The sequence below is a fragment of the Paraburkholderia tropica genome (genome assembly GCF_900109265.1).
Lineage (GTDB): Bacteria > Pseudomonadota > Gammaproteobacteria > Burkholderiales > Burkholderiaceae > Paraburkholderia > Paraburkholderia tropica.
On record NZ_FNZM01000004.1, the window covers coordinates 443,025 to 469,442 of the forward strand.

The following is a 26,418-nucleotide window of genomic DNA, read 5'->3' on the forward strand; positions in this document are numbered from 1 at the left end:
CTGGAATCTGCTACAGGAATCGGCCATGTCCCCGCTTTCGCATGATTCGCCCATCCGCCACTATTCGCATTGCCTGCCGTTCGGCGCGCAGTTGACGGGCGTCGCGCCGGGCAAACCGCACACGCGCTTTCGCTTCTGGGCGCCGTCGTGCAGCGCGGTGCAGATCGTCTTCGAGACGGCCGACGGCAGCGCCGCCGCGAGCGCGCCGCTCGACATGACGCCCTCGCATAACGGCTGGTTCGAGGCGCAGGCGCCGTGCGCGCCGGGCGCCTTGTACCGCTACCGGATCGACGGACAACAACTCGTGCCCGACCCCGCTTCGCGCTTTCAGCCGCAAGGCGTACACGGCCCGAGCCAGGTCGTTGATGCGCGCGCGTTCGCCTGGCGCCACGCGAACTGGCAAGGCCGTCCGTGGGAAGAAACCGTGCTCTACGAGCTGCATGTGGGCGCGCTGGGCGGCTACGCGGGCGTGATGAACCGCCTGCCCGCGCTCGCGGAACTCGGCGTCACCGCCATCGAACTGATGCCGCTGAACGACTTTCCCGGCGAACGCGGCTGGGGCTACGACGTCGTGCTGCCCTACGCGCCGCACGCGGCCTACGGCACGCCCGACGAACTCAAGGCGCTGATCGACGCCGCCCACGGTCACGGCCTGCAGGTGCTGCTCGACGTGGTCTACAACCACTTCGGCCCGGACGGGAACTGGCTCGGCCAGTACGCGAAGCCCTTTTTCAAGGCCGGAAAACGCACGCCGTGGGGCGATGCGCTCGACTTCGAGCGTCCCGAAGTGCGCGACTTCTACAGCGACAACGCGCTCTACTGGCTCAACGAATATCGCTTCGACGGACTGCGACTCGACGCCGTGCACGCCATCGACAATCCCGACTGGCTGCGCGAACTCGCCGACCACGTGCGCGCGCGCGTGGAGCCCGGCCGTCACGTCCATCTCGTGCTCGAAAACGAGCACAACGAAGCGAATCTGCTGGAATCGCATTTCACCGCACAATGGAACGACGACGCGCATCACACGCTGCACGTGATGCTCACCGGCGAATCGGAGGGCTATTACCGCGCGTTCGCCGAGCATCCGATCGCGCAGCTGGCGCGCGTGCTCGGCGAGGGCTTCGCCTATCAGGGCGAGCCTTCACCGGTGCACGACGGCCGGCCGCGCGGCGAGCCGAGCGCGCATCTGTCGCCCACCTCGTTCGTGATGTTCCTGCAGAACCACGATCAGATCGGCAACCGTGCGTTCGGCGACCGTCTGCGCACGCTCGCCAACGACGACGACGCGCTGCGCGCAGCCACGGCCTTGCTGCTGCTCTCGCCACAGATTCCGCTGCTGTTCATGGAAGAGGAATACGGCTCGACGCAACCGTTCCAGTTCTTCACCGCCTTCGAAGGCGATCTCGCGGATGCGGTGCGCGAAGGCCGTCGGCGTGAATTCAAGGCGTTTGCCGCCTTCACCGACGCCACGCGCCGCGAGCAGATCCCCGATCCGAACGACGTGCGCACGTTCGAGAACTCGTCGCCGCCCGTACAGTCGCCCGAGCAGTCGTCCAATGCGCCGCTCGACGGCGACCGGCTCGACTGGATGCACTTCTACAAGTCGGCGCTCGCGGTGCGCGCGCGTTTGCTGATGCCGCGTCTGCGTCACGCGCGCGCGCTCGGCGCCACCGTGCTCGCCGACGATCGCCATGACGGCGGCGGCGACGGCAACACGCCGCGCCGCGCGGCGCTGATCGCGCGCTGGCGTCTCGACGACGGCGAGATCTACACGATCGCGTTGAATCTCGGCCACGAATGCGTGCGCCTCGAACGCGCGCCCGAAGGCATGGTCGTGTTCGAAACGCCGCCGCGCGCACGCGATCTCACCGACAACGGCGTGCTGCCCGAGCGCGCGTGCGTGGCCTGGCTGACCGGCGACGTGCCCGATTACGCGCTGCATCACGATGCACGCGAAGTCCGCCGCGAGGAGCCGCACGCATGAGCACCGCGCGCCGCAGCGACACGCTGGAAGCCCTCGCCCGCCGCGCGGGCTTCGAGGTCGAATGGTCCGACGCCCACGGCGTCATGCAGCGCGTGCCCGACAGCACGCTCGCCGCCTTGCTCGAATGCGCGGGCCTGCCCTGCGCGAACGCCACGCAGTTGCGCCACAGCACCTCGCTGCTGAACGCCGAGCAATCGACGCGCCGTCTGCCGCCGCTCATCACCGCCGAGTACGAAAGCGCGATCGAGTTGCCGCCCTCGGCGGTGCGTTCGGGCAGCCACTATCGGATCGATCTGGAAAACGGCGAGCATATCGAAGGCCGCTTCACGATGCCCAAGGGCGAGCCCGCGCTGCTCGCGCCGCTCTCCGAGCCCGGCTATCACACGCTCACGGTCAACGATCATCGCCTGACGATTGCGGTCGCGCCGCCGCATTGCTGGCGTGTCGGCGACGCGTGGCGCGCGCATCGCGGCGCGGGCGCGCGCGTGCCGCCGCTGTGGGGCGTCGCCGCGCAACTGTATGGACTGCGCCGTCATGGCGATGGCGGCATCGGCGACTTCAGCGCGCTCGCGACGCTCGCGACGCAGAGCGCGCAGCGCGGCGCGCAGGCGGTCGCGGTCAGTCCCACGCACGCGATGTTCAGCGCCGAGCCTGGGCATTTCAGTCCGTATGCGCCGTCGTCGCGGCTCTGGCTCAATGTCGCGCATATCGATCCGGCGGCCGTGTTCGGCGCGCAGGCGGCGCACGACGCCATCGTCGCCGCGCACGCGGAGGACGCGTGGCGCGAACTCGAAGCGCTGCCGCAGATCGACTGGCCGCGCGCCCAGCCGCTCAAGCTCAAGATGTTGCGCGCGCTCTTCGACCGTTTCGACGCCGACGAGCGCAACAGCGGCTCGCCGCGCGCCGCCGCGTTCGACGCGTTCTGCGCGCGCGGCGGCCAGGCGCTCGACGATCACGCGCGCTTCGAGGCGCTGCAAGCCGCGATGCTCAGCGGCCCCGAAGGTCTGCGCCACTGGCGCGACTGGCCCGAGACGCTGCGCGATCCGCGCAGCGCGGCGGTCGCGACCTTCGCGACCGAGCATCGCCGCGAAGTGGACTTTCATCGCTTCCTGCAATGGCTCGCCGCCGAAGGGCTCGCGCGCGCGCAACGCGAGGCGCGCGAAGCGGGGATGTCGATCGGCCTCGTCGCCGATCTCGCCGTCGGTTGCGACGGTGCGGGCTCGCATGCGTGGTCGCTGCCGCAGGACATGCTGCAACGCGTCTCGGTCGGCGCGCCGCCCGACATCTTCAATCAGGCCGGACAAAGCTGGGGACTCACGACGTTCTCGCCCCGCGCGATGCACAACACCGGCTTTCGCGCCTTCATCGACATGCTGCGCGCCGCGTTCGCGCATGCGGGCGGCGTGCGCATCGACCACATTCTCGGCTTGCGCCGCCTGTGGCTCGTGCCCGAAGGCGAGAGCGCGAAACACGGCGCGTATCTGCGCTATCCGTTCGACGATCTCGTGCGCCTGATCGCGCTCGAATCGTGGCGGCATCGCGCGATCGTGATCGGCGAGGATCTCGGCACCGTGCCGCCTGGGTTGCGCGAACGGCTCGCGTCGCATGCGCTCTACGGCATTCGCGTGCTGTGGTTCGAGCGCGACGGCGGCGGCTTTCTCGCGCCCGCGCGCTACGATCCGCACGGCGTGGCGACCACCACCACGCACGATCTGCCGACCGTCGCGGGCTGGTGGCGCGGCGCCGATATCGACTGGCGCAACCGCATCGGCCAGACCTTGCCGCGCGCGGACGGGCGCGATCCCGTCGCGCTCGAACACGCACAGCGCGCCGCCGATCGCGACGCACTCTGGCACGCGCTGCAGGACACCGGTTTCGCGCCGCGCGAGGCCGCCGCGCCGCCGTCCGATGCGCCGCTCGACGCGCTGCCGGTCGCCGGCGCGCTCGGCTACGTGGCGGCGAGCGCGAGTCCGCTCGTCACCTGTCCGCTCGAAGATCTGCTCGGTCTCGTCGATCAGCCGAATCTGCCGGGCTCGATCGACGAGCATCCGAACTGGCGTCAGCGTTTGCCCTTGCCCGTCGATACGCTTTACGCCGACGCCGCCGTCGCGCAACGCGTGAGCACCATCGTGCACGCGCGCGAGACGGCGCCTGTATCCGCGCATGAATCGGCGCATGAATCCGCGGATTCATCGCCAGACGCATCGCAAACCGCTTCAACCGACACCCTCAGCGCCACGCCCTCCGGTCCGCCCACGCCATGACACTTCCCCGCGCGACGCTGCGCCTGCAGCTTCATCACGGCTTCACCTTCGACGACGCGCTCGCGCAACTCGACTATGTCGCCGCGCTCGGCGTGAGCCATCTCTACCTGTCGCCCGTCACGACCGCGCAGCCCGGCTCGATGCACGGCTACGACACGGTCGACTATCAGGCGGTCAGCGCGGAACTTGGCGGCGAAGCGGCGCTGCGTCGTCTCGCGGAGGCGGCGCACGCGCGCGGCATGGGCCTGATCGTCGATTTCGTGCCGAACCACATGGGCGTGGGCGGCGCGCACAACGCGTGGTGGCTCGACATCCTCGAATGGGGACGGCACAGCGCCTACGCCCGGCATTTCGATGTGGACTGGCACTCGCCCGACCCCGCGCTGCGCGGCAAGGTGCTGATGCCGTTTCTCGGCGCGCAGTACGGCGAGGAACTCGCGGCGGGCCGCATCGAACTGAAATTCGACGCGGCCCACGCGCGCTTTTACGTGCAGTACGGCCCGCACGTCTGCCCGATCTGCCCGACCGATTACGCCGCGATCCTGCAATCGGCGGATCGCGCCGATCTCGCCACGCTCGCGAGCGCGTTCCAGGGTTTGACCACGCAGCCCGAGGACCAGACCCGCGCGAGCGCCGCGCGCGACGCGCTGCGCGCGTTCGTCGAACGCGAAGGCACCGACCCGATCGAATTTGCTCTGGAATCCTATGCAAGCGCCGATCCGGTCCCGCGCGACAGGCTGCATCGGCTGCTGGAGCGCCAGCACTTTCGCCTCGCGTGGTGGCGCACCGCCACCGACGAAGTGAACTGGCGGCGCTTTTTCGACGTGACCGCGCTCGCGGGCGTGCGCGTCGAGCGGCACGACGTGTTCGAAGCCGTGCACAAGCTCGTGTTCCGTCTGTATGCGGACGGCGTGATCGACGGCCTGCGCATCGACCATATCGACGGGCTCGCCGATCCGCGCGAGTATTGCGAGCGGCTACGCCAGCGGCTCGCGTCGTTGCGCGCGACGGTGCCGTATATCGTCGTCGAGAAAATTCTCGCGCGCGGCGAGGCGCTGCGCGAAGACTGGCCCGTGCAAGGCACGACCGGTTACGACTTCATGAACGACGTAGGCGCGCTGCTGCACGATCCGGCGGGCGCCGCGCCGCTCGCCGAGAGCTGGGCCGCGATCTCGGGCGACGGCGCGCCGTTCGCGCGCGTGGCGCTCGACGCGCGCCGCGAAATCCTCACCGCGTATCTCGCCGCCGAACTCGATCACGCGGCACGCGCGCTGCATCGCATCGCGCGCGAGCAGCCGGGCACGCGCGACTTCACGTATGCCACCGTGCATCGCGTCGCCGCACAGCTTGCGATGCATTTCCCGGTGTATCGCATCTATCCGGTCAACGGTTTGCGCGGCGCGACCGACAACCGCTATTTCAACGTGGCGCTGGAGGCGGCGCGCGAGGCGCTGCCGCGCGCGAGCCGTCTCGCGCTCGATCAGGTCGACGCGTGGCTCGGTGCGCGCGCGCCCGATAGCGCGAATGGCAACGGCAACAAACCCGCACGGCCCAACGGTTCAGGCGGCGCCAACAGCCACGCGCAGCAGCATGCGTCCGGCGCGAAAAACGCCGCACGCAACTCGCCGAGAAACGCCGCGCAAAGCAGCGCGCCCGCGCCGCTCAGTCATGCGCTGATCGCCCAGCGCACCGCGCTTGCGCTGTTCTCGCAACTGAGCGCGCCGCTCGCGGCCAAGGCCACGGAGGACACCGCGCTGTATCGCTACGGACGGCTGCTTTCGCGCAACGAAGTGGGCGCCGATCCCGACGACTTCGCGATGAGCGCCGCCGACTTCCACGCGGCCAATCAGCAACGTCAGCGCCGCGTGCCCTACGCGCTGCTCGCCACGGCCACGCACGATCACAAGCGCGGCGAGGACGTGCGCGCGCGTCTCGCCGTGCTCAGCGAGATCGCGCCGGAATGGAACGCGACCTTGCGCGCGTGGTCGACGCTCAATCAGCCGCAGCGACGCAACGACGCCGCGCCGCCCGCGCAATGGTCGCCCGGCCCCACGGCGGAAGCGATGCTGTATCAGACGCTGGTCGGCTGCTGGCCGCCCGATCTCGATCCCGGCGACGAAACGGGCGTGCGCGCGCTCGCCGAACGCGTCGCGCAATGGCAGCTGAAAGCGCTGCGCGAAGCGAAGCTGCGCACCAACTGGCTCGTGCCCGACGAAGCCTATGAATCGGATTGCCAGGCGTTTTTATTCGATATTCTCGCGCCGCAGCGTCGCGAAGGTTTTCTGCATGCGCTCGCGGCGTTCGTCGCGCGCGTCGCGCCGGCCGGGGCCGTGAATACGCTCTTGCAGACGGTGCTGCGGCTCACGTCGCCGGGCGTGCCCGATCTGTATCAGGGCACCGAGTTCTGGGACTTCAGTCTCGTCGATCCCGACAATCGGCGACCCGTCGATTACGCGCGGCGCGCCGCGGCGCTCGACCACGACACGCCCGCCGCGAAGCTCGCGCAGTGGCGCGACGCGCACGTGAAGCAGGCGACGATCCGGCGCGTGCTCGCGCTGCGCGCTCGCGCGCCGGGATTGCTGCGGGAAGGGGAGTATGTGCCGCTGGAAGTGCGCGGCGCGCAGGCTGCGCATGCGATTGCGTTCGCGCGCCGCCACGGCGATGCGTGGGCCGTCGTGATCGGCACGCGCCACGCGGCGGCGCTGCTCGACGACGACACGCCGCGCGTCGCGCCCGAACGCTGGGAAGACACGGCCGTGGTGTTGCCGAAAACCTGCACGGCCACGGCGCTGCACGACTGGCTCAGCGACGCGAGTCACACGATCACGCACGATGCTCAGGAACCGCTGCTGTATCTGCGCGACGCGCTCGCCGCGTTGCCGGTCGCCGTGCTGTCGAATCTCGCGCGCGAGGACGCTTGAGGATGCGCTCAACCGCCCTCGTCTTCGAGATCCTTCGGATACACGCGCACGAGCACGATGCGCGGTCCCTTCATTTTCTTCACGACGATGTCGAAGCGATCGAACGACACGCGCTGACCTTCGGTCGGCAAGTCGTTGAGCGCGTGAATCACGAGGCCGCCCACTGATTCCGCGCGGCCTTCGTCGATATCGATGCCGAGCGCCTGTTCGAGCGACACCACCGGCAGGCTGCCGCGGCCCATCAGCGTGCCGTCGTCCATGCGGGTCCAGTCGGTATCGGCCTGATGGAATTCGTCGTGAATCTGGCCCACCAGCGCGCCCAGCAGATTGTCGAGCGTGAGAAAGCCGTTCGGCCGCTGGCCCTTGCGGCCCACCAGCGCGAAATGCGGCGCGCCCTTGCGAAAGCGGCGGAACAGCGCGAGCGCGGGCGTTTCGGGCTTCACGTACTGCACGGGGCGCACGAACTTGCCGAGGTCGTCGAGCGCGTGGCCGGCCTCGCGCGCGAGCAGCAGATCCTTCAGGTGAATCAGGCCGACGACTTCTTCGCCGCTGCCGTCCTCGAACAGCGGATAGCGGCTGAAGCGATGGCGCGCCACGATCTGCATGTTGTCCTTGAGCGGCACGTCGCGGCGCAGGCCCACCATTTCGTGCGTCGGACGCATGAGGTCGGAAACCGTGAGACGCGAGAAGTCGAGCGAATGCGCGAGCGCGTTCCACTCGTCGGCGCTCCAGTTGTTCGCGGCCTGCGCGAGCGACGCCTGCGAGCGGCGCGGCGAGCGCATCTGGGCTTGCCCCGTGGCCGCTTCGCGGCCTTGGGCGTGACCGTTCGCGTGGCCGCTTGCTTGACCGTTCGCGTTCGCGTGCGCGTCGGCTTCGGCTTGCGCGGCGGTGCGGCGGCTGCGCAGGATCAGCTTGAGTTCGTCGGTCGAATAGTGCGCTTCGGTGCCGTGTTCCGACGACAGGCCCGCGAGGCGCAGCACGGCGCTCGCGCTCGAATTGAGCGCCCAGATCGCGGGATACATCGTCCAGTAGAAGCCATAGAGCGGCGCCGCGCACCACAGCGAGATCTTTTCCGCCTGGCGGATGGCGAGCGACTTCGGCGCCAGCTCGCCCACCACGATGTGCAGAAACGAGATCACCGTGAAGGCGAACACCAGCGAGATGCCGTGAATCAGTTCGGGCGAGCGGATGCCGACGATGTCGAACACCGGCTCCAGCAGCTGCGCGAATGCGGGCTCGCCGATCCAGCCGAGGCCGAGCGAGGCGAGCGTGATGCCGAGCTGGCACGCGGACAGATAGGCGTCGAGCTGGCCGTGGACCTTGGCGAGCAGCCGTCCGCGCATGCCGTGTTGCGTCGCGAGGGACTGCACGCGCGTGGCGCGCAGCTTGACCAGACCGAATTCGGCCGCGACGAAGAAACCGTTGAGGGCAACGAGGAACAGCGCGCCGATCAGGGCGATAACCTGCATCAAGAGATAGGGCTCCGGAAAACGAAGCGATCAGTATAAGGGGTGCAAGCGGCCTGTAAGGCTAAGTCGGGCGTTTCGATCGGCGCGACGCCGGGTGGGATTGCGTCAGCTCACATGCCGTTGCGTATGACGCGAAGCGGGCCGCACAGGCGGCCCGGGTGTCGGCTGCTCGATTCCGGCGCGCCGTTCAGCCGCCGTTCAGCCGCCGGTCGCCGACACGCTGAGCGTGAGCGTGGCAGCCTCGCCCGCCACGAGCGGCTGCGCGTCGAAACGGCCGCCATGCGCCTCGGCCACGCGCTGGCACAGCGAGAGCACCCACGCGGCGCGCCCGGCCTCCTGCGGCTCGGCCGCCTGCGCGAGCGCGAAGGATTCGAGCACGTGCGGCAGCGCGCCGTCGAGGAGCGTCTGCGGGCTGGCCGTCCACTTGACCTCGAACTGCGCCGAGGTGGCCGTCGCGCTCACATTCAGCGCGATCTGCGCGCCCGGCTCGCTGGTTTCCGCCGCGAACACCAGCATCAGCCAGAGCGACTGGGCGAGGCGCTCGCGGTCGGCTTCGACGCTCGCCGCCGCCGGATCGACGGCCGCGCCGTGCACCGTGTAGCTCACGCCGCGCGCGTCGCCGAGCGCAGCGCGCGCGTCGTTGGCGGCTTCGTCGACGAGCGCATCGAGCGCGAACGGCCCGCGTTCGATCGCGAGCTTGCGCGTTTCGGCGCGGGTCGTATCGACGAGCGTTTCGAGCAGATGCACCTGCTGCTCGACGCCCGTGCGGATGCCTGACAGCGCGCGCTGCGCGGCGGCGTCGGCCGTGTCGATCTTGCGTTCGAGCACGTAGGCCCAGCTATGAATTGCGTTCAGTGGGCTGCGCAAATCGTGCGACACACGCGAGAGCACGTGGTCGCGCATGAAGCGCGCGGCTTCGGCGCACAGACGTGCCGTGCGTTCAGTACGGGTTTGTGAAGTCGACGCCATCGGATTCCTCTTCTATCGCCCGCTGCGGGCGGGCCGTCCCCTTCCGGTACGGCCAGGCCCCATTATAGGCAGGCAGCGGCGCGCCGGAAGCCGCGCATGCGCCATGCCCGAAGCGGCATGATCGCTGTGCGGCTTGCAACGCGACTCGCGGCGCGGCTCGCGACGTTGCCCGTCGCTATCGCCCGCCCCCTCTGCGCAACCTGCAAACCGCCTACAATACCGTTTTTACCCTTTCCGATTCAGGAGTCTTTCATGTCTATCGTGACCACCGCATCCGGCCTCAAGTACGAGGACCTGACCGAAGGCACCGGCGCAGAAGCCACCGCCGGCCAGACCGTCAGCGTGCACTACACCGGCTGGCTGACGGACGGCCAGAAGTTCGATTCGAGCAAGGACCGCAACGACCCGTTCGCCTTCGTGCTGGGCGGCGGCATGGTCATCAAGGGCTGGGACGAAGGCGTCCAGGGCATGAAGGTCGGCGGCGTGCGCAAGCTCACGATCCCGCCGCAACTCGGCTACGGCGTGCGCGGCGCGGGCGGCGTGATTCCGCCGAACGCCACGCTCGTGTTCGAAGTGGAACTGCTCGACGTCTAAGCACGTCGGCTTCGCGCGCCCACCGTTTTCGCCACCATGAATCCGCATCATCATTCGCCCGTTACCGCGCCCGGCGTCGAGCTGCGCCGGTACGGGGCCATCGAGGAAACCGATCTGCACGACTTTCACCAGATCGTGCTCGGTCTCGACGGTTCGATGGAGATGACGGTGGGCGGCGTGGGCGAGCGCATCGACCCGTGCTCCGCGTGGCTGATTCCGGCCGGCGCGCGGCACGACTATGCGGGCATCGGCGAAAACCGCCAGCTCGTGCTCGATTTGCCCGCGGCCTCGCTCGCGGTGCCCGAGCGTCTGTTCGACACGGCGCGCGCCGTGCGCATCGATCCCGCGCTCGCGGCGCTGGTGCGCCAGATCGCGCAGCGCGCGGTGCTGGCGGGCGCGAGTTATCTGTCGGCGTCGTCGTCGGTCTCGCTGGATACGCCACCGGTTTCCGGATCGTCATCGTCCGGCGACGACTTGCGCGCGCGGCGCTTTCACTGGGACGCGTCGGCGCGCCTGTGCGCCGCGGTGCTCTCGCAAACCGGCATCGCCGGCAATAGCGCATTCGACGCCGCCGCAGGCCTCGACTTCGCGCGCATCGACCGCTGGTTGCGCGCGCATCTCGCGCAGCCGCTGCGTATCGCCGATCTCGCCGCGCATTGCGGCTTCGGCATGCGGCGCTTTCATCAGTTGTTTATCGAAGCATTTGGCGAGACGCCGCATCGCTATCTGCAACGGCTGCGTCTGGATACGGCCGTCACGCTGCTCGCCGATCCGCGCCATTCGCTGACCGACATCGCGCTCGAAGTGGGTTTCGGCGATCAGAGCGCCTTCACGCACGCGTTCACGCGGCGCTTCGGGCTCGCGCCCGGACAGTGGCGCGCGCTGCCGCATTGAGCCGCGCGCGCTTCACCCACGGCAACCCCGTCACTCGAAGCGATATTCCCACTGCGCCTGCGCGCCCACCGCGAGACGTTTGCCCGCGCCCGCCAGCACCGTCGCGTTCTGGCCGAACGTGAGACCGCCGTCCACGCGCGCATCCGCGCGGAAGGTCTGCAAGGTGTCGAGCGGCTCGGCGGGCCATTGCGCATCGCGCTCGCCGCTTAGCTGATCGATCGTCGTGATCGGGCAGCGTGCGCACGGCTTCACGAAACGCAGCACCACGGCTTCGCCGCCGTCTTCGTCTTCGATCGACAGCGTGTCGATGAAGTCCTCGTCGAACGCCTCGCCGCCGTCGACCACGATGTTCGGACGAAAGCGGCTCATCGGCAGCGCGGGCGCGCCCTTGGCCGCGAGCCGCGCGTTGAGTTCCGCCAGCGACGACTCGCTCGTCACGAGAATCGGAAAGCCGTCGGCGAACTGCGTGGGCGCGTCCTGGTCGAGCGTCCACTTCTTGCTCGCGAGACGCGTGACGTCGTGCGCGAAACGCACGAGCCGCACCGGCACGCCGAGCGCGCGCGTGAACCATTGCGCGGCTTCGTCGCCTTCGTCGAGCGCCTCGAAGGTGTCGCCCCAGACCGTCGCCTGCACACGCGCCTCGTCGCCGCGCGGCGCGAACGGCAAGTGCAGGCCGCCGCTCACGCCGTCCATCGAGAGCTGCACGCCGTCCTGCGCGAACACCGGCACGATGCGCGCCATCGACGCGTATTCGCGCTGCGAAACGAAGCGCCCGTTCGCGTCGACGACCATCCAGTGACGGTCCCACGCGAGGCCCTGCGTTTCGAGCTGCGCTTGATCGAGCGCGATCGCGCCGCACGACTTCACGGGATACACGAACAACGCGCGGATGACGCTCATGACGCGCTCACTGCCCGAGGCCGCGCGCGAGATCGCCGCGCACGTCCTGCGGATCTTCGAGGCCCACGGCCAGACGGATCAGCCCTTCGGTGATGCCCGCCGCCGCGCGCGCTTCCGGCGAGATGCGGCCGTGCGTGGTGGTCGCCGGATGCGTGATGGTCGTGCGCGTATCGCCGAGATTGCCGGTGATCGAGCACACCCTGGTGTTGTCGATCACGCGCCATGCGTTCGCGCGCTGTTCCTCAGGCGTGTCGCCCTTCACTTCGAACGAGACGATCGCGCCGCCCGCTTTCTGCTGGCGCATCGCCAGTTCATGCTGCGGATGCGAGGCGAGGCCCGGATAGTAGACGCGCTTGACCGACGGATGCGCCTCCAGCCAGCGCGCGATTTCGAGCGCGTTGGCCGACTGCTTTTCCACGCGCAGCGAGAGCGTTTCCATGCCCTTGAGCAGCACCCACGCGTTGAACGCGGAAAGCGTCGGGCCCGCGCTGCGCACGAACGGGAACACCTTCTCCATGATGAACTGCTTCGAGCCCACCAGCGCGCCGCCGAGCACGCGACCCTGACCGTCGAGGAACTTGGTGGCCGAGTGCATCACCACGTCGGCGCCGAGTTTGAGCGGCTGTTGCAGCGCGGGGCTGCAGAAACAGTTGTCGACGACGAACAGCGCGCCCGCTTCCTTCGCGATCTTGCTGACGGCCGTGATGTCGGCGACTTCGGTCAGCGGATTCGACGGCGTTTCGAGGAAGAACATCTTCGTTTCGGGACGCACGGCGTTCTTCCACGCGTCGAGATCGGTCGGATCGACGAAGGTGGTCGTGATGCCGAACTTGCTGAAGATCTGCGAGAACATGCCGAGCGTCGAGCCGAAAATGCTCTGCGAACTGACGATGTGATCGCCCTGCTGCAGCGCGGACATCACCACCGACATGATCGCGGCCATGCCCGAAGCCGTGGCCATGCAGGCCTCGCCGCCTTCGAGTGCGGCCAGGCGGTCCTGGAACATGGTGACGGTCGGGTTCGTGAAGCGCGCGTAGGTGTAACCCGTTTCCGAGTTCTTGAAGCGCTCGGCGGCCTCGGCGGCGCTGCCGAAACAGAAGCTCGACGTGAGGTAGAGCGCTTCCGAATGTTCGTTGAACTCGCTGCGCAGCGTGCCCGAGCGAACTGCCAGCGTGTCGAAGTTGAGGTTGTCGTCCATGTTCGTGTTTTCCGTAGCCAGAACCGTGTTTCAGGTCTGCGCGCGGCGCGCGCAAACGCAAAAAAGCCCGCTTTGCGTCGGCAGAAGCGGGCTTTTCGGGAATTCGGGGGCGCTGTAGCAAATGAGCGGCGGCCAATGCTGCACCGTTCGCTTTAGCTGTTTTGGGTTGCCCCGCGTCCGCAAGCTGAGATCAAATCGACGCAAGCCCACATGCTAACACGGGAAACGCACAGGCGTTTCCCGTCGCGCAACTCATTCGACCGACAGTTGCAGATGCAATTGCGAGCGCGAGCCGCCGTCCTGCGCGTCGCTCGCGGCGTCGCGGTCGGATTGCGCCTGCGGCGCGAGGCGCGCCGTTTCGATTTTGTCGAGATAGGCGCTCGTGATGTCGCCGGTGATGTACTCGCCGTCGAAGCACGATGCCTCGAATTCCTCGATCTCGGGATTGATGTCGCGCACGGCCTGCTTGAGCGATTCCACGTCCTGATACACGAGGTAATCCGCGCCGATGATGCGCGCCACTTCTTCGTCCGTGCGGCCATGCGCGACCAGCTCGCCGCGCGTGGGCATGTCGATGCCGTAGACGTTCGGGAATTTCACCGGCGGCGCCGCCGAGGCGAAGATCACCTTGGTCGCGCCCGCATCGCGCGCCATCTGCACGATTTCCTGCGAGGTCGTGCCGCGCACGATCGAGTCGTCGATGATCAGGACATTCTTGCCCTTGAACTCGATGCCCATCGCGTTGAGCTTCTGGCGCACCGACTTCTTGCGCATCGCCTGGCCCGGCATGATGAAGGTGCGGCCCACGTAGCGGTTCTTGAAGAAGCCTTCGCGGTATTCCACGCCGAGCTTGTTCGCCACCTGCATCGCGGCGGGGCGCGACGAATCGGGAATCGGCATCACGACGTCGATCTTCACGTCGGGCAGTTCGCGCTGGATCTTCTCCGCGAGATAGTCGCCCATGCGCAGACGCGCGTTGTAGACCGGCACGCCGTCGAGCACCGAGTCCGGACGCGCGAGGTACACGAGTTCGAAGATGCAGGGGTTGAGCTTCGGCTTCTCGGCGCATTGCTGCGAATGCAGGTTGCCGTCGAAATCGATGAACACCGCTTCGCCCGGCTCCACGTCGCGCACGAACTCGAAACCGATGCCTTCGAGCGCCACCGACTCCGACGCCACCATCCATTCCGTGCCTTCCGGCGTTTCGATCTTGCCGATGCACAGCGGACGGATGCCGAACGGGTCGCGGAACGCCAGCAGGCCGTAGCCCGCGATCAGCGAAACGATCGCGTACGAGCCGCGCACGCGGCGATGCACGCCCGAGACCGCCTTGAAGAGCGCGGCCGGGTCGAGTTGCAGACCGGTGGTCGCGAGCTGCACTTCGTGCGCGAGCACGTTGAGCATCACTTCGGTGTCGGAGTTCGTGTTCACGTGGCGGCGGTCCACGCGGAACATCTCTTCCTTCAACTGTTGCCAGTTGGTGAGATTGCCGTTGTGGGCGAGGATCAGGCCGAACGGCGCGTTCACGTAGAACGGCTGGGCCTCTTCTTCGCTCGACGCCGAGCCGGCCGTCGGGTAACGCACCTGGCCGATGCCGCAGGTGCCGGGCAGGCTACGCATGTTGCGCGTGCGGAACACGTCGCGCACCATGCCGTTGGCCTTATGGAGGTGGAACGTGCTGCCGTTCGCGGTGGCAATGCCGGCCGCGTCCTGACCGCGATGCTGCAGGAGCAGCAGCGCGTCATAGAGGAGCTGGTTGACGGGAGAGCGGGAAACTACGCCTACGATGCCGCACATGGCAGGTCCTTCAAAAAAGCGAAATCGGTAACAGCTCGCGAACAGTCGGATCGCGGCGGCCGGTCGAGTCCGGCCGGAGTGCCGCGAGGCAGCGCCGCCTGACAATCCCGGGCCCTGTCACAACCGATCAGCTGATGATCAGACGTGAACGTAGGCCGCGAGCGTATCGGGCAACATGGGTTTCAGTTCGTGCACGCCCTGCACGGCATAAGGCCGCAGCAGCGCGTTGCGCCAGAAGTCCTGCTGGGGCAGCTCGGTCAGTCCGCCAAGGACGACGAGAATCAGCACCAGCACGACGCCTCGCGCGAGGCCGAACAACAACCCGAGCGAACGGTCCACGCCGGACAATCCGCTCACCTGCACCAACCGGCCGAGCAGCGCGTTCGCCACGCCGGCCACGAGCACCACGCCGATCACGATCAGCGCGAAGGCGATCAGCCATTGGGTGAGCGCCTGACCCGGCAAATGCGCCGGAATCCAGGGCACCACGCGGTCCACGTAGCGGCACGCCACGATAAACGCCGCAATCCAGCCGATCAGGCCAAAAATTTCGCCGATGAATCCCCGCCACGCACCGCGCAGCGCGGACAAACCGATCACCGCCATTACAGCGTAGTCGAATGCCGTGAACATCGGCGGCTTATTCCGCGTTCGCGTTCGAACCGGCCGTCAGACCCGCGCCGCGCACCTTCGCGATCGCCTCCGTGGCGGCCGCGCGGTCGGCGAACGGGCCGGCGCGCAGCAGCGTGCGCGTCGTGCCGTCGGCATCCTTGCGTTGTTCGGTATATGCGGGTACACCCGCGGCTTTCAACTTCGTGACCCATTTATTCGCGGCCGCGTCGCTGCTGAACGCGCCGAGTTGCACCGCGAAACGCGCGCCAGGCGGCGCGGCGGGCGCGCCGGAATCGTCGCTGCCGGCGGCGGATTTGGCGCTGCCGGTTGCGGTGTTGGTCGCGCTATTGGTCGCGTTATTGGCAGAAGATTGCGCGGTGGACTGCGCGGGCTTCGCGGCCGGCTTCGGCTGCGCTTGCGCGGTTTGGGCGGTTTGCTGCTGGGCGGGCTGGGCTTGCGTCTGCGCCGGCGCGCTTTGTGTGGTCTGCACGGACGGCGCCTTCACCGCCGGTGCGGCTGCGGGCGCGGACGCCGCAGCGAGGCTCGACGCGCCCGGCGCGGGCGGATTGTCGGGCGCGACGCCGGCTTGCGTATCGTCGTCGTCATCGCGCGCGGGGGCAGCGGCTCCCTTGGGCGCGGGATGGCTCGGAATGTCGATCGCGATGTCGTCGGTGACGGGCTTCGGATGGGAGTCGAGCACCATCGGGAGAATCACGATGGCGGCCAGCACCAGCGCGATCGCACCGACCAGGCGGCGGCGCGCGCGCTGCTTCTCCGGCAAGGTGGGATCGAGGAGCATGGCCTCGGCGTCGGCGGACCGGTCCGTGCGGCGGCTGCGCCGCTCAACGCGCGTGTTCTGGCTGCTCCGTCGGCTGGAGCCGGCATCGGCGCCGCGTCGGCGGGGCGCCTCGTCTTTCTTGCCGAACGAGAAAATTCCCATGTATGGCTGCTTTTGGCCTGTCTGCGTGGTGCTTGCCGTGGTGGCGTAGATTCGCCGCGCGTTCAGTGCTGCTGTGACTTTCGCCAGGCCATGACGCCGGCGACGGTCAAGAAACTCCCGAAAACAATAATTCTATCATTTTCAGTCGCTCGTTTTAGCGCATCTTGAAATGCAGCGGCGGGCGATTCGTAATGCGTGATGCTGCTGTCTGCGCTGTCTTCCACACCGGCCTCGCGCAGGGCGTCTTCGAGCTGTTGCGCGGACGCCGCGCGCGGCAGCGGCAGATCGGTCACGCACCAGTGGTCGATTTCGCCCTTCAGATGGCCGATCACGCCGGCGATGTCCTTGTCGCGCATGGCGCCAAATACCGCGTAAGTGTACGGAAAATAGCCCATGCTGCCGAGATTTTGCCCGAGCACGGCGGCGGCGTGCGGATTGTGGCCGACATCGAAAATGATCGCGGGCTTGCCCGGCAGCACCTGGAAGCGCCCCGGCAATTCCACGTTCGCGAGACCCAGACGGATGTCCTGCGCCGAAACCGGCACGCGGTCGCGCATCGCTTCGAGCGCGGCGAGCGCCGCCGAGGTGTTGATCAGTTGATTCGCGCCGCGCAGCGCCGGATACGCGAGCGCCGAACGGCGTTGCGCGCGGCCCACATAGCTCCATTGCTGGCGTTCGCTGCCCGGCGAGCCTTCGAAGCGGAAATCGCGGCCGAAGAGCCACAGATCGGCGCCGATCGACTCAGCATGGTCGATGAGCGTTTGCGGCGGCAGCGGGTCCGAGCAGATCGCGGGCTTGCCTGCGCGGAAGATGCCGGCCTTTTCGAAGCCGATCTTCTCGCGCGTGTCGCCGAGATATTCGGTGTGATCGAGGTCGATGCTCGTGACGATCGCGCAGTCGGTGTCGAGCACGTTCACGGCGTCGAGGCGGCCGCCCAGGCCCACTTCGAAGATCACGGCGTCGAGCCCGCGCGAAGCGAACAGATGCATGATCGCCAGCGTCGTGAACTCGAAGTACGTGAGCGAAACCGGCGTGGGCAGCGCGTTGCGCGCGGCTTCCACGGCCTCGAAGTGCGGCAGCAGATCGGCGTCGCTGGCCTGTTCGCCGTCGATGCGCGCGCGCTCGTTGAACGAGAGCAGATGCGGCGACGTGTGGCAGCCCACGTGATAACCGGCCTTGAGCAGAATCGTTTCGAGAATCGCGCAGGTCGAGCCCTTTCCGTTCGTGCCGCCGACGGTGAAGATCGGACACTCGAACTGGAGCTTCAGCGCCTCCTTGACCTGGGTGATGCGGCCGAGGCCCATGTCGATGCCGACCGGGTGCGCGGTTTCGAGATGCGTGAGCCACGCGTCGAGAGTGGGAAAGGTGCTCATGAATACGCGATGTGAAACGATTCGAATGGAAGGCCGGACAACTGCTGCTGTGCCATGACGGCGCAAACAACAAACAGCGGACACGCGGCGCGGCGTCCTGCCCGCGCGCACCGCAATCGAACATCCTCTATTCGACCGCGATCTCGCGCGAACGATCCGCCACGAAAGAACGGCATTATCGCGGAAATGACAACGCGCCGCTTGCTTTCGCTCGCGGCGCGTTGGCTTGAGTGCGGATGACGGCGCCTGGCGCCCGGTCGTTACGCCACGGCGTCGGCCGGCTGGCGCTGCAGCAGCGCCATGAGCTGGGCGATTTCCTCACGCAGCTTGCGGCGGTCGACGATCATGTCGATAGCGCCCTTCTGCAGCAGGAATTCCGCGCGCTGGAAGCCTTCCGGCAGCTTCTCGCGCACCGTCTGCTCGATCACGCGCGGGCCGGCGAAGCCGATCAGCGCCTTCGGTTCCGCGATCACCACGTCGCCGAGGAACGCGAAGCTCGCCGACACGCCGCCCATCGTGGGATCGGTCAGCACCGAAATGAACGGCAGCTTGGCTTCCGAGAGCTTGGTCAGCATGGCCGTGGTCTTGGCCATCTGCATCAGCGACAGCAGGCTTTCCTGCATGCGCGCGCCGCCCGAAGCGGTAAAGCAGATGAACGGCACTTGCTGCTCGAGCGCGGTCTGCGCGCCGCGTGCGAAACGCTCGCCGACCACCGACCCCATCGAGCCGCCCATGAAGGCGAACTCGAAGCAGGCGACCACGCAGGGCAGCGTGTGGATCGCGCCGCCCATGACGACCATCGCGTCGGTTTCACCCGTATCGTCCATCGCTTCCTTGATGCGATCGGGGTACTTGCGACTGTCCTTGAACTTCAGCGCGTCGACCGGAACGATTTCCTGACCGAGCTCATAGCGGCCTTCCGGATCGAGCAGGCCGTCGAGGCGCTCGCGCGCATTGATGCGCATGTGGTGGTCGCACTTCGGGCAGACGTGGAGGTTCGCTTCGACGTCGTTGCGGTACAGGACCGCTTCGCACTTCGGGCACTTGATCCACAGACCTTCCGGAATGCTCTTGCGGCTTTTCGGATCGGTTTGCTTGATCTTGGGCGGCAGCAGTTTATCGAGCCAGCTCATGTATTTTCTTCCTTGACCTTCGTGATGCGCGGGCGCGGCGGATCGAGCTGACCCGACCGGTAAAACCGACCGGGTTCCGACCCCGACCGCGCATGGCGAAAAGTGGATTTTACAGCACTCTCATTTCGCGTTGTCCGACAGCGCGTCGAGCGCCGCGCGGATGCCCGCGATGAACTGCGTGAGCGCCTCGGCGGCCGAGTCGGCGGGCGCCTGTTCGAGCAGCGTGACAATGCGGCTGCCGATCACCACGGCGTCGGACACTTCAGCCACCGCGGCGGCGGTTTGCGCGTCGCGAATGCCGAAACCCACGCCAACCGGCAGCGGCACGCCCGCCTTGATCGCCGGGATTTTACTCGCGATGCTCGCGACGTCCAGATTCGCCGCGCCCGTCACGCCCTTGAGCGAGACGTAATAGACGTAGCCGCTGGCCGCGCGGCCCACTTCGGCGATGCGCTCCGCCGTGGACGTGGGCGCGAGCAGGAAGATCGGATCGATGTCGGCCGCCTTCATCTTCGCGGCGAATTCCACCGATTCCTCGGGCGGATAGTCGACCACCAGCACGCCGTCCACGCCCGCGTCCTTCGCGGCGGCCGCGAAAGCGTCGGCGCCCATGCGCTCGATCGGGTTGGCGTAACCCATCAGCACGACGGGCGTGCTGTTGTCGGTTTCGCGGAAGCGCTTGACGTCGGCCAGCACGCTCTTGAGCGTGACGCCCTTCGCGAGCGCGCGCTCCGACGCCTGCTGGATCACCGGGCCGTCGGCCATCGGGTCCGAGAACGGCACGCCGAGTTCGATCACGTCCGCGCCGCCGGCGGCGAGCGCGTGCATGAATTCGACCGTGCGGGCCGGATCGGGGTCGCCTGCCGTCATGAACGGGATCAGGCCTTTCTTGCTGGCGGCGGCGAGCGCCTCGAACGTGGTTTTGATGCGGGACATTTCAGGGTCCTCAATCTCAATGGATACCGCGCGTCGCAGACCGACGGCGGCGGCGGCGCCTCAGGCGCCGGCCGCGACAGCCGTGGCGCGGGCAGCGGACGCGGGCGCGGCGGCTGCCGCGCTCACGCGTTCGCGCGCGATCGCGCAGTAACTTTCGTTGATTTCATAGCCGACGAATTCGCGCTTTTGACGCGCGCAAGCGACTGCCGTGGTGCCGCTGCCCATGAACGGGTCCAGCACGCGGCCGCCCGGCGGGCAGCTCGCGAGCACCATGCGCTCGACGATTTCCAAAGGCTTCTGGGTCGGATGATCGACACGTTCCGCGTGCTGCCGATGCAGCCGCGAGACCGACCAGACGTCCTTGGGGTTGTAGCCGAGCTCCAGCCACTTGCTGCCTTCGAACAACTTGCGCGAACGCGCCTTCTTCGTGGCGGCATCGTACGGGATGCGGACGGGATCGAGATCGAAGTAGTAATCCTTCGAGACCGCGAAAAAACCGATGTTGTCGTGCACGGAGGTAAAGCGGCGGGTGGTGCCGCCCATGCTGGGTACGCGACGATCCCAGACGATCTCGTTAATCATCGTCATTTTCGACTTCAGATAAACGAAGATCTCGGGCGCGTACTGCCACGTGCAAAACACATAGAGCGAGCCGCTGGCCTTGAGCTTGGGAATCGCCAGATCGAGCCAGCCATACGTCCAGGCGAGGAAGTCCTCACCCGAACGCATATCGGAGTCGTTGCCGTAGTCCTTGCCGAGCCCATAAGGCGGATCGGCGACGATCAGGTCGATCGAGGCATCGGGCAAATTCGCCGCATCGGTCAGAAAATCGCGGTTCAGGAGCCGGATGCCGTCGGGCACTGCCGGCGGCACCACGGACACCGCCGCCGCGGGCAAAGCGGCGGCGTGAGCCAGCGCCGCGGCGGCTTCCTGCTCCGCCGTCCGGCTGCTCACTTCGCCCGTCTCGCCTGTGGCGGCCGGCAGGGTCGGCTCGTCGAACTCGTCACGCATCGCTGGTGTCGCTCCCGGCGCCTAGAACTGGATGCCCGATCGCTCGGCGACCGTGTGCATGTCCTTGTCGCCGCGGCCCGACAGGTTCACCAGCAGAACCTTGTCCTTGGGCAGCGTGGGCGCGAGCTTCGCGGCGTACGCGAGCGCGTGGCTCGATTCGAGCGCCGGAATGATGCCTTCGATGCGGCAGCAGTCGTGGAAAGCCTTGAGCGCTTCCTCGTCGTCGATCGTCACGTACTGCGCGCGGCCGCTGTCCTTGAGCCACGCGTGCTCGGGACCGACGCCCGGATAGTCGAGACCCGCCGACACCGAATGCGTCTCGATGATCTGGCCGTTCTCGTCCTGGAGCAGATAGGTTCGGTTGCCGTGCAGCACGCCCGGCGTGCCCGCTGCGAGCGAAGCCGCGTGACGGCCCGTTTCCATGCCGTCGCCGGCCGGCTCGACGCCGATCAACTGCACCGAACTTTCGTCGATATACGGATAAAAGATACCCATCGCATTCGAACCGCCGCCCACGCACGCGATCACCGCGTCGGGCTGGCGACCGGTCATTTCGGGCATCTGCACGCGGCATTCGTCGCCGATCACGCGCTGAAAGTCGCGCACCATCATCGGATACGGGTGCGGACCCGCGACGGTGCCGATGATGTAGAAGGTGTTTTCGACGTTGGTGACCCAGTCGCGCATGGCTTCGTTGAGCGCGTCCTTGAGCGTGCGCGAGCCCGACTCGACCGGCACGACCGTCGCGCCCAGCAGCTTCATGCGGTAGACGTTGGCGGCCTGGCGGCGCACGTCTTCCGCGCCCATGTAGACGACGCATTCCATGCCGAAGCGCGCCGCGATCGTGGCGGTCGCCACGCCGTGCTGGCCCGCGCCGGTCTCGGCGATCACGCGCGGCTTGCCCATGCGGCGGGCGAGCAGCGCCTGGCCGATCACGTTGTTCACCTTGTGGGCGCCGGTGTGGTTGAGGTCTTCGCGCTTCAGATAGATCTGCGCGCCGCCGAGCATTTCGCTCCAGCGCTGCGCGTGATAGATCGGCGACGGACGGCCGACAAAATGCTTCAACTCGCGCTCATATTCCGCGCGGAAGTCGGGATCGTCCTTGTATTTCGCGTAGGCGTCGCGCAGTTCGTCGATCGCCTGCATGAGGGTTTCGGCAGCGAACACGCCGCCATATTGGCCGAAATGGCCACGTTCATCTGGCAAATTGTACATAAGTCACTCGCTCCGACCGGATGGTGCCTTGCGTTGCGCAAGGACTTGCCGGTCCAGAAAATTATCCCGCGTCCGCTTCGCGCACTGCGCGCACGAACGCCGCCATACGGGCGTGATCTTTCACGCCCTTCGCGCCCGGTACCTCGATGCCACTGGAGACATCGACGGCGTACGGACGCACCTGGCGAATCGCATCACCGACGTTTTGCGCGTTCAAGCCACCACTCAAAACGGCCCGACGCGCGAGCCCTGCGGGGATAAGTGACCAATCGAAGACCTTCCCGCCACCGCCGTAACCGTCGACATGGGTGTCGAACAGGAGGCCGCTGGCTGATGAATAACTATTCGCCGATTCTACCAAATCGGTCTGCCGAGTATCCGCCGCCACTCGCAACGCCCGCAACCAGGGCAAACCGGCAACCGCCGCCAGCGACTCGCACTGTGCGGGCGTTTCGTCGCCGTGGAATTGCAGCAGCGTGAGCGAGACGTTGCTCGCCACTTCGCTGAGCCATTGCGGCGTGGGGTTCACGAACAGGCCTACGACCGAGACGAACGGCGGAATGTCGTGCGTCAGCTCGACGGCCTGCGCGATGCTCACCGAGCGCGCGCTGGGCGGATAAAACACGAGACCGATCGCGTCCGCGCCGAGGTCGATCGCCCGGTCCACCGCCTCGGGCGTGGACAGCCCGCACAGCTTGATACGCGTGCGATGCGCGGCGCGCTCGGCTTGATCGACCTGATCGACTGGCTCGGCTTGCGTCATGACTTGAGGCTCGTTGAAATCTCGATGGTTAAAGGCAACTTGCGCGGAATTGACCGAATTTGCTTGCGATTGCGACGCTGCGGCATCAGGCCGGATCGTCCCAGATCGCGCTCCACGGCACGCTCGCCGTATGCGGCGCGGGTACCGCGAACTCGTCAGGATAGCCTACCTGGGCGAGATACAGGCCGTCCGGCATGAATGTCGGCGCGGCTTTGCCGCGGTCGAGTCCCGCCAGCACCTCGGCCATCCACGGGGCCGGATAGCGCCCGCGCCCGACCGCCACGAGGCAGCCCATCAGGTTGCGCACCATGTGATGCAGGAACGCGTTGGCGCGGAATCGGAAGTGGATGAAGTCGCCCTGCGGCCGGATGTCAATCTGGTACAAGTGCTTGACCGGCGTCTTCGACTGGCACTCCGAGGAACGGAACGCCGAAAAATCGTGCTCGCCGATCAGGCATTGCGCCGCCTCGCGCATCGCGTCGACGTCGAGCGGCGTATGAATCCAGCCGGAGCGGCCCGCCAGCATCGGCGAACGCACCGGGTGCACGTAGAGCACGTAGTAATAGGTGCGCTCGAAGGCCGCGAACCGCGCGTGGAAAGCCTCGGGCATGGGCTTGGCCCACTGCACCGCGACCGTCGACGGCAGGAACGCATTGGTGCCGCGCACCCACGAAAAATCGGTGCGATCGAGATCGGTGTCGAAGTGCACGACCTGGCCCAGCCCATGCACGCCCGTGTCGGTGCGGCCCGCGACCACCGTGGAGAGCGGCACCGTGGCGAACTCGCGCAGCGCGCGCTCGAGCGCGTCCTGCACGGTCTTGCCGTGCGGCTGCGATTGCCAGCCGCAGAACGCGGCGCCGTCGTACTGAATGCCTAACGCGATTCGCATGCGGCAGGCGTCAGGACAGCGGCGAGAGCGTCGACAGCAGCGCCTGCGCGTCGGCGCGCGTGGCGTGGTCGCTCGACTCGATCACTTCGTTGATCAGCGCACGCGCGCCCGACAGATCGCCCAGCGCGATGTATTCGTGCGCGAGATCCAGCTTGTTGCGGGCGATGCGCGCGAGTTGATCGGGCGAGAAAACCGGCAGCGGCTCGGCGGAATCCGGCGGCAGGTTCAGGTCGAAATCGAGCGAAAGCGTGCCGAAACGCGGCGCGCCCAGGCCCGCGATGGAGCCGATGCCCGCGGTACCGGCTTCGATCGCCTGGCCGGCGAGCGGCGCGGGCGGCTGGCCGAACGGCAGGGGCTGACCGAGCGTCGCGCCCGACGTGGCGGACGGTTCGGTCGTGAACGGGAAATCGGGCATGGCCGGCGCATCCGGCACTTCCACGCGCGGCGGCAACGACATTTCGATACTGCCGAGCGCATCGACTGCGGTTTTCGGAAACTCTTGCGGGACTTCTTGGTAGGGCATTGATTCTTCTGCGGAAACTGCGGGAACAACGGGTTCTGCGGGCGCAGCCGGCTCGGGCTCAGGATCGCCGGGCATGCGCAATTCGAGCGGCTGCGGTTCGCGCGCGTGCGGTGCGAACGGTGCGGGCTCGCCTTCCGCTTCGGTGGCTTCGGTCGCGAGCGGCTGGTCGTGAGTCTCGGAGTGAGTCGGGTCCTCGCCCGGCATCGTCATTTCGATGGGGTGCGGCTCGGCCTCGGCGCGGCGCGCGTGCTCGTCCATTTCACCGACCGTGCGCTGCGCGGCCAGACCTTCCGGCGGCAGCGCCGATGCGCCCAGTTCCGCGGCCGCGGCGAAGCTCGCGGCGTCGGTGGCGTCGGCGAGCGTTTCCGGTTCACCCGGCGCCACGCCTTGCGGATGCGTGCCGTGCTCCGCGCGGTCTTCGCGCAGCGCGTCGGGGCCGTGCGCTTGCGTGGGCTCCAGCTTGTCGAACAGCGTCGGCGGCAAGGCGTCGGCGCCCGGCTCCGCAGCAGCGGACAGGCTCGCAGCGTCGGTGGCGTGATCGAGCGCCGCGTCGGCGTCCGTGTGAGTTTGCCCGTACGCGGCCGCGCCGGCCGCCGCAGCCGCAGCCGCGGTGGCGGTGGCGGTGGGCGCGAGCGTCAGCGGCTCGTCGAGCACGGGCACGTCGGCTTCGGCTTCCGTGCCTGCGGGCGGTGCGACCGGTGCGGTCGGCGCGACCGGCGTTTCCGTAGCCGCCGGCGCATCTGCTGCCGCTGCGGGCTTGCGGCGCTTGCGCATCAACAGACGCACGAGCAGCGCGACGAAAGCCAGCACGATCGCCGCCACGATGCCGAGCGTCACCGGCGACACTTCCGGCTGTTGCGCATCCTGTGCGCCAGCGGGCGCGTGCTGCGCGCCCGATGCACCGTTCGCGCCACCGGCAACTTGCGCCGGCTTGCCGATGCCGTGCTGCAGGGCCATCAGCACGCGATTCTTGAGCGCGAGCAGTTGCTGGAGACTCGACACCGAAACCGGCGCGGATGCTGCGGACGCCGCCGAAGCGGCCTGAACCGATCCGCTGAACGAATGTTGATCGACGCCCGAGGCCCCCGACGCGAGGGCAGCCGAAGCGCCCGCAGCCGATGCCGCCGTCGCCGTCGCCGCCGATGCCGATGCCGTTTCGGGGGCCGAAGCGCCTGCCGCTTCGCTCGCAGCGCCAGCCACCGTTGCCGGGCTCGACGCGGCATTACTTGCGGTCGCTGCGGTCGCCGCCGTCGCCGCGCTCGCACCCGCGTTCGCCGTGGCCACCGCCGAAGCCGCAGCAGCAGTCGCGCCAGTCGCAGCCGCCGTATTCGGCGTCGACGTCGTGGCGGTTGCCGCGCTTGCGGGTGCCGTCGCGGCAGCCGGCGCGCTGGCGGTCGTGGCCGGGGCGGCCGGAGCCGAAGCCGCCGTCACGCCCGAAGCCGCGCCCGCCGACGCCATGTCGGGCGTACCCGGCACATTGAGCATCGCGCCAACCTTCAGGCGGCTCGGGTCATGCTTCATGAACGCGTTGGGATTGGCGTCGAACAGCGCCGAACTCGCACGCGCGAGCACCGCCTTGTCATGCGACTGCGTGAGATCGACGGCCACGTCGTGCAGCGACTGCCCCGGATGGACCGTGTACTGGCCGACCACGGGCAGCGCCGCCGGCGCAGCCGAAGCGCCCGCCGCCGCAGCGGCCGATGCGCCGATCGCGGCCGTCGCCGCGCTGCCCGCCTGGGCCGCGCCGCCTTGCGCGTGCGCCGCGCCGGTTGCCGCAGCCAGCGCGAACGCCGTGGCCGCGATGGCGGCACGCAGCGTCAGGCGCGCTTGCGGAAATGGAGTGGAAACAGAGTCGAGTCGAACGGTCATCAGTTGCCCTGGCACACCGCTCGCGCGGCTGTCGATGAAACGGGAATTCGTTGCGGATGGTCGCGGACGTCGCGCGAGCGCCGATCCGCGAAAATAAAAAAGCGCCGCGACTGGCGCGGCGCTTTTTCCACCTTCTACGCGTCATTAGCCGCGTAGTTTAA

The 26,418-nt window shown here is 67.7% G+C and carries 21 protein-coding genes; 6 read left to right on the top strand and 15 right to left on the bottom strand.

What is annotated here, in order from left to right; all coding sequences use genetic code 11:
* The first annotated feature begins 25 nt into the window (after window positions 1–25).
* The 3 genes from treZ to treY are packed head-to-tail and all read left to right on the top strand — an operon-like array spanning window position 26 to window position 7,172.
* The gene (treZ, locus tag BMY06_RS08655; RefSeq protein ID WP_074982614.1) at window positions 26–1,987 is read left to right on the top strand and encodes a malto-oligosyltrehalose trehalohydrolase; all 1,962 of its coding nucleotides are present in this window, start codon (window positions 26–28) and stop codon (window positions 1,985–1,987) included.
* Window positions 1,984–4,251, top strand: coding sequence for a 4-alpha-glucanotransferase (malQ, locus tag BMY06_RS08660; RefSeq protein ID WP_074982616.1), 2,268 nt, complete (start codon window positions 1,984–1,986; stop codon window positions 4,249–4,251). Before treZ ends, malQ begins: the two co-directional genes overlap by 4 nt.
* Window positions 4,248–7,172 (top strand): malto-oligosyltrehalose synthase, encoded by a 2,925-nt coding sequence (gene treY / locus BMY06_RS08665; protein ID WP_074982618.1) that lies wholly within the window; start codon window positions 4,248–4,250, stop codon window positions 7,170–7,172. Before malQ ends, treY begins: the two co-directional genes overlap by 4 nt.
* Before the next feature lie 8 nt (window positions 7,173–7,180).
* Here the strand turns inward: treY and BMY06_RS08670 are convergent, their stop codons facing one another.
* A complete protein-coding gene (locus BMY06_RS08670; RefSeq protein WP_065059991.1) occupies window positions 7,181–8,644 on the bottom strand; it encodes a hemolysin family protein in 1,464 nt (487 codons plus the stop codon).
* A gap of 195 nt (window positions 8,645–8,839) precedes the next feature.
* Window positions 8,840–9,610, bottom strand: a complete 771-nt coding sequence (locus BMY06_RS08675) for a sensor histidine kinase (protein WP_074982619.1) — start codon at window positions 9,608–9,610, stop codon at window positions 8,840–8,842.
* A 252-nt stretch (window positions 9,611–9,862) separates the two neighbouring features.
* On the opposite strand from BMY06_RS08675, the gene BMY06_RS08680 reads away from it, so the two are divergent.
* A complete protein-coding gene (locus BMY06_RS08680) occupies window positions 9,863–10,204 on the top strand; it encodes an FKBP-type peptidyl-prolyl cis-trans isomerase (RefSeq protein ID WP_065059993.1) in 342 nt (113 codons plus the stop codon).
* Between the two features lie 36 nt (window positions 10,205–10,240).
* Complete coding sequence (locus BMY06_RS08685) at window positions 10,241–11,098, top strand: helix-turn-helix domain-containing protein (RefSeq protein WP_065059994.1); 858 nt, start codon at window positions 10,241–10,243, stop codon at window positions 11,096–11,098.
* A gap of 30 nt (window positions 11,099–11,128) precedes the next feature.
* On the opposite strand, the gene BMY06_RS08690 is transcribed toward BMY06_RS08685, so the two are convergent.
* From BMY06_RS08690 to folC, 6 genes are all read right to left on the bottom strand, one after another.
* Window positions 11,129–11,998: an MOSC domain-containing protein gene (locus tag BMY06_RS08690; protein WP_074982620.1), complete on the bottom strand. Its 870-nt coding sequence runs from the start codon at window positions 11,996–11,998 to the stop codon at window positions 11,129–11,131.
* 7 nt (window positions 11,999–12,005) lie between these two features.
* Entirely contained in the window at window positions 12,006–13,196 is a 1,191-nt protein-coding gene (locus BMY06_RS08695) for an O-succinylhomoserine sulfhydrylase (RefSeq protein ID WP_065059996.1), read from the bottom strand.
* Between the two features lie 252 nt (window positions 13,197–13,448).
* Entirely contained in the window at window positions 13,449–14,993 is a 1,545-nt protein-coding gene (purF, locus tag BMY06_RS08700; RefSeq protein WP_065059997.1) for an amidophosphoribosyltransferase, read from the bottom strand.
* A 138-nt stretch (window positions 14,994–15,131) separates the two neighbouring features.
* Window positions 15,132–15,626: a CvpA family protein gene (locus BMY06_RS08705; RefSeq protein ID WP_065059998.1), complete on the bottom strand. Its 495-nt coding sequence runs from the start codon at window positions 15,624–15,626 to the stop codon at window positions 15,132–15,134.
* Window positions 15,627–15,633: 7 nt separating this feature from the next.
* Window positions 15,634–16,545, bottom strand: a complete 912-nt coding sequence (locus tag BMY06_RS08710; protein ID WP_074982621.1) for an SPOR domain-containing protein — start codon at window positions 16,543–16,545, stop codon at window positions 15,634–15,636.
* Window positions 16,546–16,607: 62 nt separating this feature from the next.
* Window positions 16,608–17,918: a bifunctional tetrahydrofolate synthase/dihydrofolate synthase gene (folC, locus tag BMY06_RS08715; protein ID WP_074982623.1), complete on the bottom strand. Its 1,311-nt coding sequence runs from the start codon at window positions 17,916–17,918 to the stop codon at window positions 16,608–16,610.
* Window positions 17,919–17,929: 11 nt separating this feature from the next.
* Here folC and BMY06_RS08720 point away from each other — a divergent pair, with 11 nt between their 5' ends.
* Entirely contained in the window at window positions 17,930–18,148 is a 219-nt protein-coding gene (locus BMY06_RS08720) for a hypothetical protein (protein ID WP_065060001.1), read from the top strand.
* A gap of 30 nt (window positions 18,149–18,178) precedes the next feature.
* On the opposite strand, the gene accD is transcribed toward BMY06_RS08720, so the two are convergent.
* The 7 genes from accD to BMY06_RS08755 all read right to left on the bottom strand — a co-directional run bounded on the left by accD (window position 18,179) and on the right by BMY06_RS08755 (window position 26,257).
* Entirely contained in the window at window positions 18,179–19,051 is an 873-nt protein-coding gene (gene accD, locus BMY06_RS08725; protein ID WP_074982625.1) for an acetyl-CoA carboxylase, carboxyltransferase subunit beta, read from the bottom strand.
* Between the two features lie 120 nt (window positions 19,052–19,171).
* On the bottom strand, window positions 19,172–19,987 hold the full coding sequence (trpA, locus tag BMY06_RS08730; protein ID WP_065060003.1) for a tryptophan synthase subunit alpha: 816 nt from the start codon (window positions 19,985–19,987) through the stop codon (window positions 19,172–19,174).
* 60 nt (window positions 19,988–20,047) lie between these two features.
* Window positions 20,048–20,998 carry a DNA-methyltransferase gene (locus BMY06_RS08735; protein WP_074982627.1) on the bottom strand — a complete coding sequence of 317 codons (951 nt, stop codon included), beginning with the start codon at window positions 20,996–20,998 and terminating at the stop codon, window positions 20,048–20,050.
* Between the two features lie 21 nt (window positions 20,999–21,019).
* The gene (trpB, locus tag BMY06_RS08740) at window positions 21,020–22,213 is read right to left on the bottom strand and encodes a tryptophan synthase subunit beta (RefSeq protein ID WP_074982629.1); all 1,194 of its coding nucleotides are present in this window, start codon (window positions 22,211–22,213) and stop codon (window positions 21,020–21,022) included.
* 61 nt (window positions 22,214–22,274) lie between these two features.
* Complete coding sequence (locus BMY06_RS08745) at window positions 22,275–22,976, bottom strand: phosphoribosylanthranilate isomerase (RefSeq protein WP_065060006.1); 702 nt, start codon at window positions 22,974–22,976, stop codon at window positions 22,275–22,277.
* Between the two features lie 85 nt (window positions 22,977–23,061).
* Window positions 23,062–23,865 (bottom strand): tRNA pseudouridine(38-40) synthase TruA, encoded by an 804-nt coding sequence (truA, locus tag BMY06_RS08750; RefSeq protein ID WP_074982630.1) that lies wholly within the window; start codon window positions 23,863–23,865, stop codon window positions 23,062–23,064.
* A gap of 10 nt (window positions 23,866–23,875) precedes the next feature.
* A complete protein-coding gene (locus BMY06_RS08755) occupies window positions 23,876–26,257 on the bottom strand; it encodes a FimV/HubP family polar landmark protein (RefSeq protein WP_161495537.1) in 2,382 nt (793 codons plus the stop codon).
* Window positions 26,258–26,418 lie beyond the last annotated feature (161 nt).

What these genes read in the sequence shown, in the direction of transcription:
- treZ (WP_074982614.1), top strand. Translation starts at nt 26, where the DNA reads ATGTCCCCGCTTTCGCATGATTCGCCCATCCGCCACTATTCGCATTGC.
- malQ (WP_074982616.1), top strand. Translation starts at nt 1,984, where the DNA reads ATGAGCACCGCGCGCCGCAGCGACACGCTGGAAGCCCTCGCCCGCCGC.
- treY (WP_074982618.1), top strand. Translation starts at nt 4,248, where the DNA reads ATGACACTTCCCCGCGCGACGCTGCGCCTGCAGCTTCATCACGGCTTC.
- BMY06_RS08675 (WP_074982619.1), bottom strand. Translation starts at nt 9,610, where the DNA reads ATGGCGTCGACTTCACAAACCCGTACTGAACGCACGGCACGTCTGTGC.
- BMY06_RS08680 (WP_065059993.1), top strand. Translation starts at nt 9,863, where the DNA reads ATGTCTATCGTGACCACCGCATCCGGCCTCAAGTACGAGGACCTGACC.
- BMY06_RS08685 (WP_065059994.1), top strand. Translation starts at nt 10,241, where the DNA reads ATGAATCCGCATCATCATTCGCCCGTTACCGCGCCCGGCGTCGAGCTG.
- BMY06_RS08690 (WP_074982620.1), bottom strand. Translation starts at nt 11,998, where the DNA reads ATGAGCGTCATCCGCGCGTTGTTCGTGTATCCCGTGAAGTCGTGCGGC.
- BMY06_RS08695 (WP_065059996.1), bottom strand. Translation starts at nt 13,196, where the DNA reads ATGGACGACAACCTCAACTTCGACACGCTGGCAGTTCGCTCGGGCACG.
- purF (WP_065059997.1), bottom strand. Translation starts at nt 14,993, where the DNA reads ATGTGCGGCATCGTAGGCGTAGTTTCCCGCTCTCCCGTCAACCAGCTC.
- BMY06_RS08705 (WP_065059998.1), bottom strand. Translation starts at nt 15,626, where the DNA reads ATGTTCACGGCATTCGACTACGCTGTAATGGCGGTGATCGGTTTGTCC.
- BMY06_RS08710 (WP_074982621.1), bottom strand. Translation starts at nt 16,545, where the DNA reads ATGGGAATTTTCTCGTTCGGCAAGAAAGACGAGGCGCCCCGCCGACGC.
- folC (WP_074982623.1), bottom strand. Translation starts at nt 17,918, where the DNA reads ATGAGCACCTTTCCCACTCTCGACGCGTGGCTCACGCATCTCGAAACC.
- accD (WP_074982625.1), bottom strand. Translation starts at nt 19,051, where the DNA reads ATGAGCTGGCTCGATAAACTGCTGCCGCCCAAGATCAAGCAAACCGAT.
- trpA (WP_065060003.1), bottom strand. Translation starts at nt 19,987, where the DNA reads ATGTCCCGCATCAAAACCACGTTCGAGGCGCTCGCCGCCGCCAGCAAG.
- BMY06_RS08735 (WP_074982627.1), bottom strand. Translation starts at nt 20,998, where the DNA reads ATGCGTGACGAGTTCGACGAGCCGACCCTGCCGGCCGCCACAGGCGAG.
- trpB (WP_074982629.1), bottom strand. Translation starts at nt 22,213, where the DNA reads ATGTACAATTTGCCAGATGAACGTGGCCATTTCGGCCAATATGGCGGC.
- BMY06_RS08745 (WP_065060006.1), bottom strand. Translation starts at nt 22,976, where the DNA reads ATGACGCAAGCCGAGCCAGTCGATCAGGTCGATCAAGCCGAGCGCGCC.
- truA (WP_074982630.1), bottom strand. Translation starts at nt 23,865, where the DNA reads ATGCGAATCGCGTTAGGCATTCAGTACGACGGCGCCGCGTTCTGCGGC.
- BMY06_RS08755 (WP_161495537.1), bottom strand. Translation starts at nt 26,257, where the DNA reads ATGACCGTTCGACTCGACTCTGTTTCCACTCCATTTCCGCAAGCGCGC.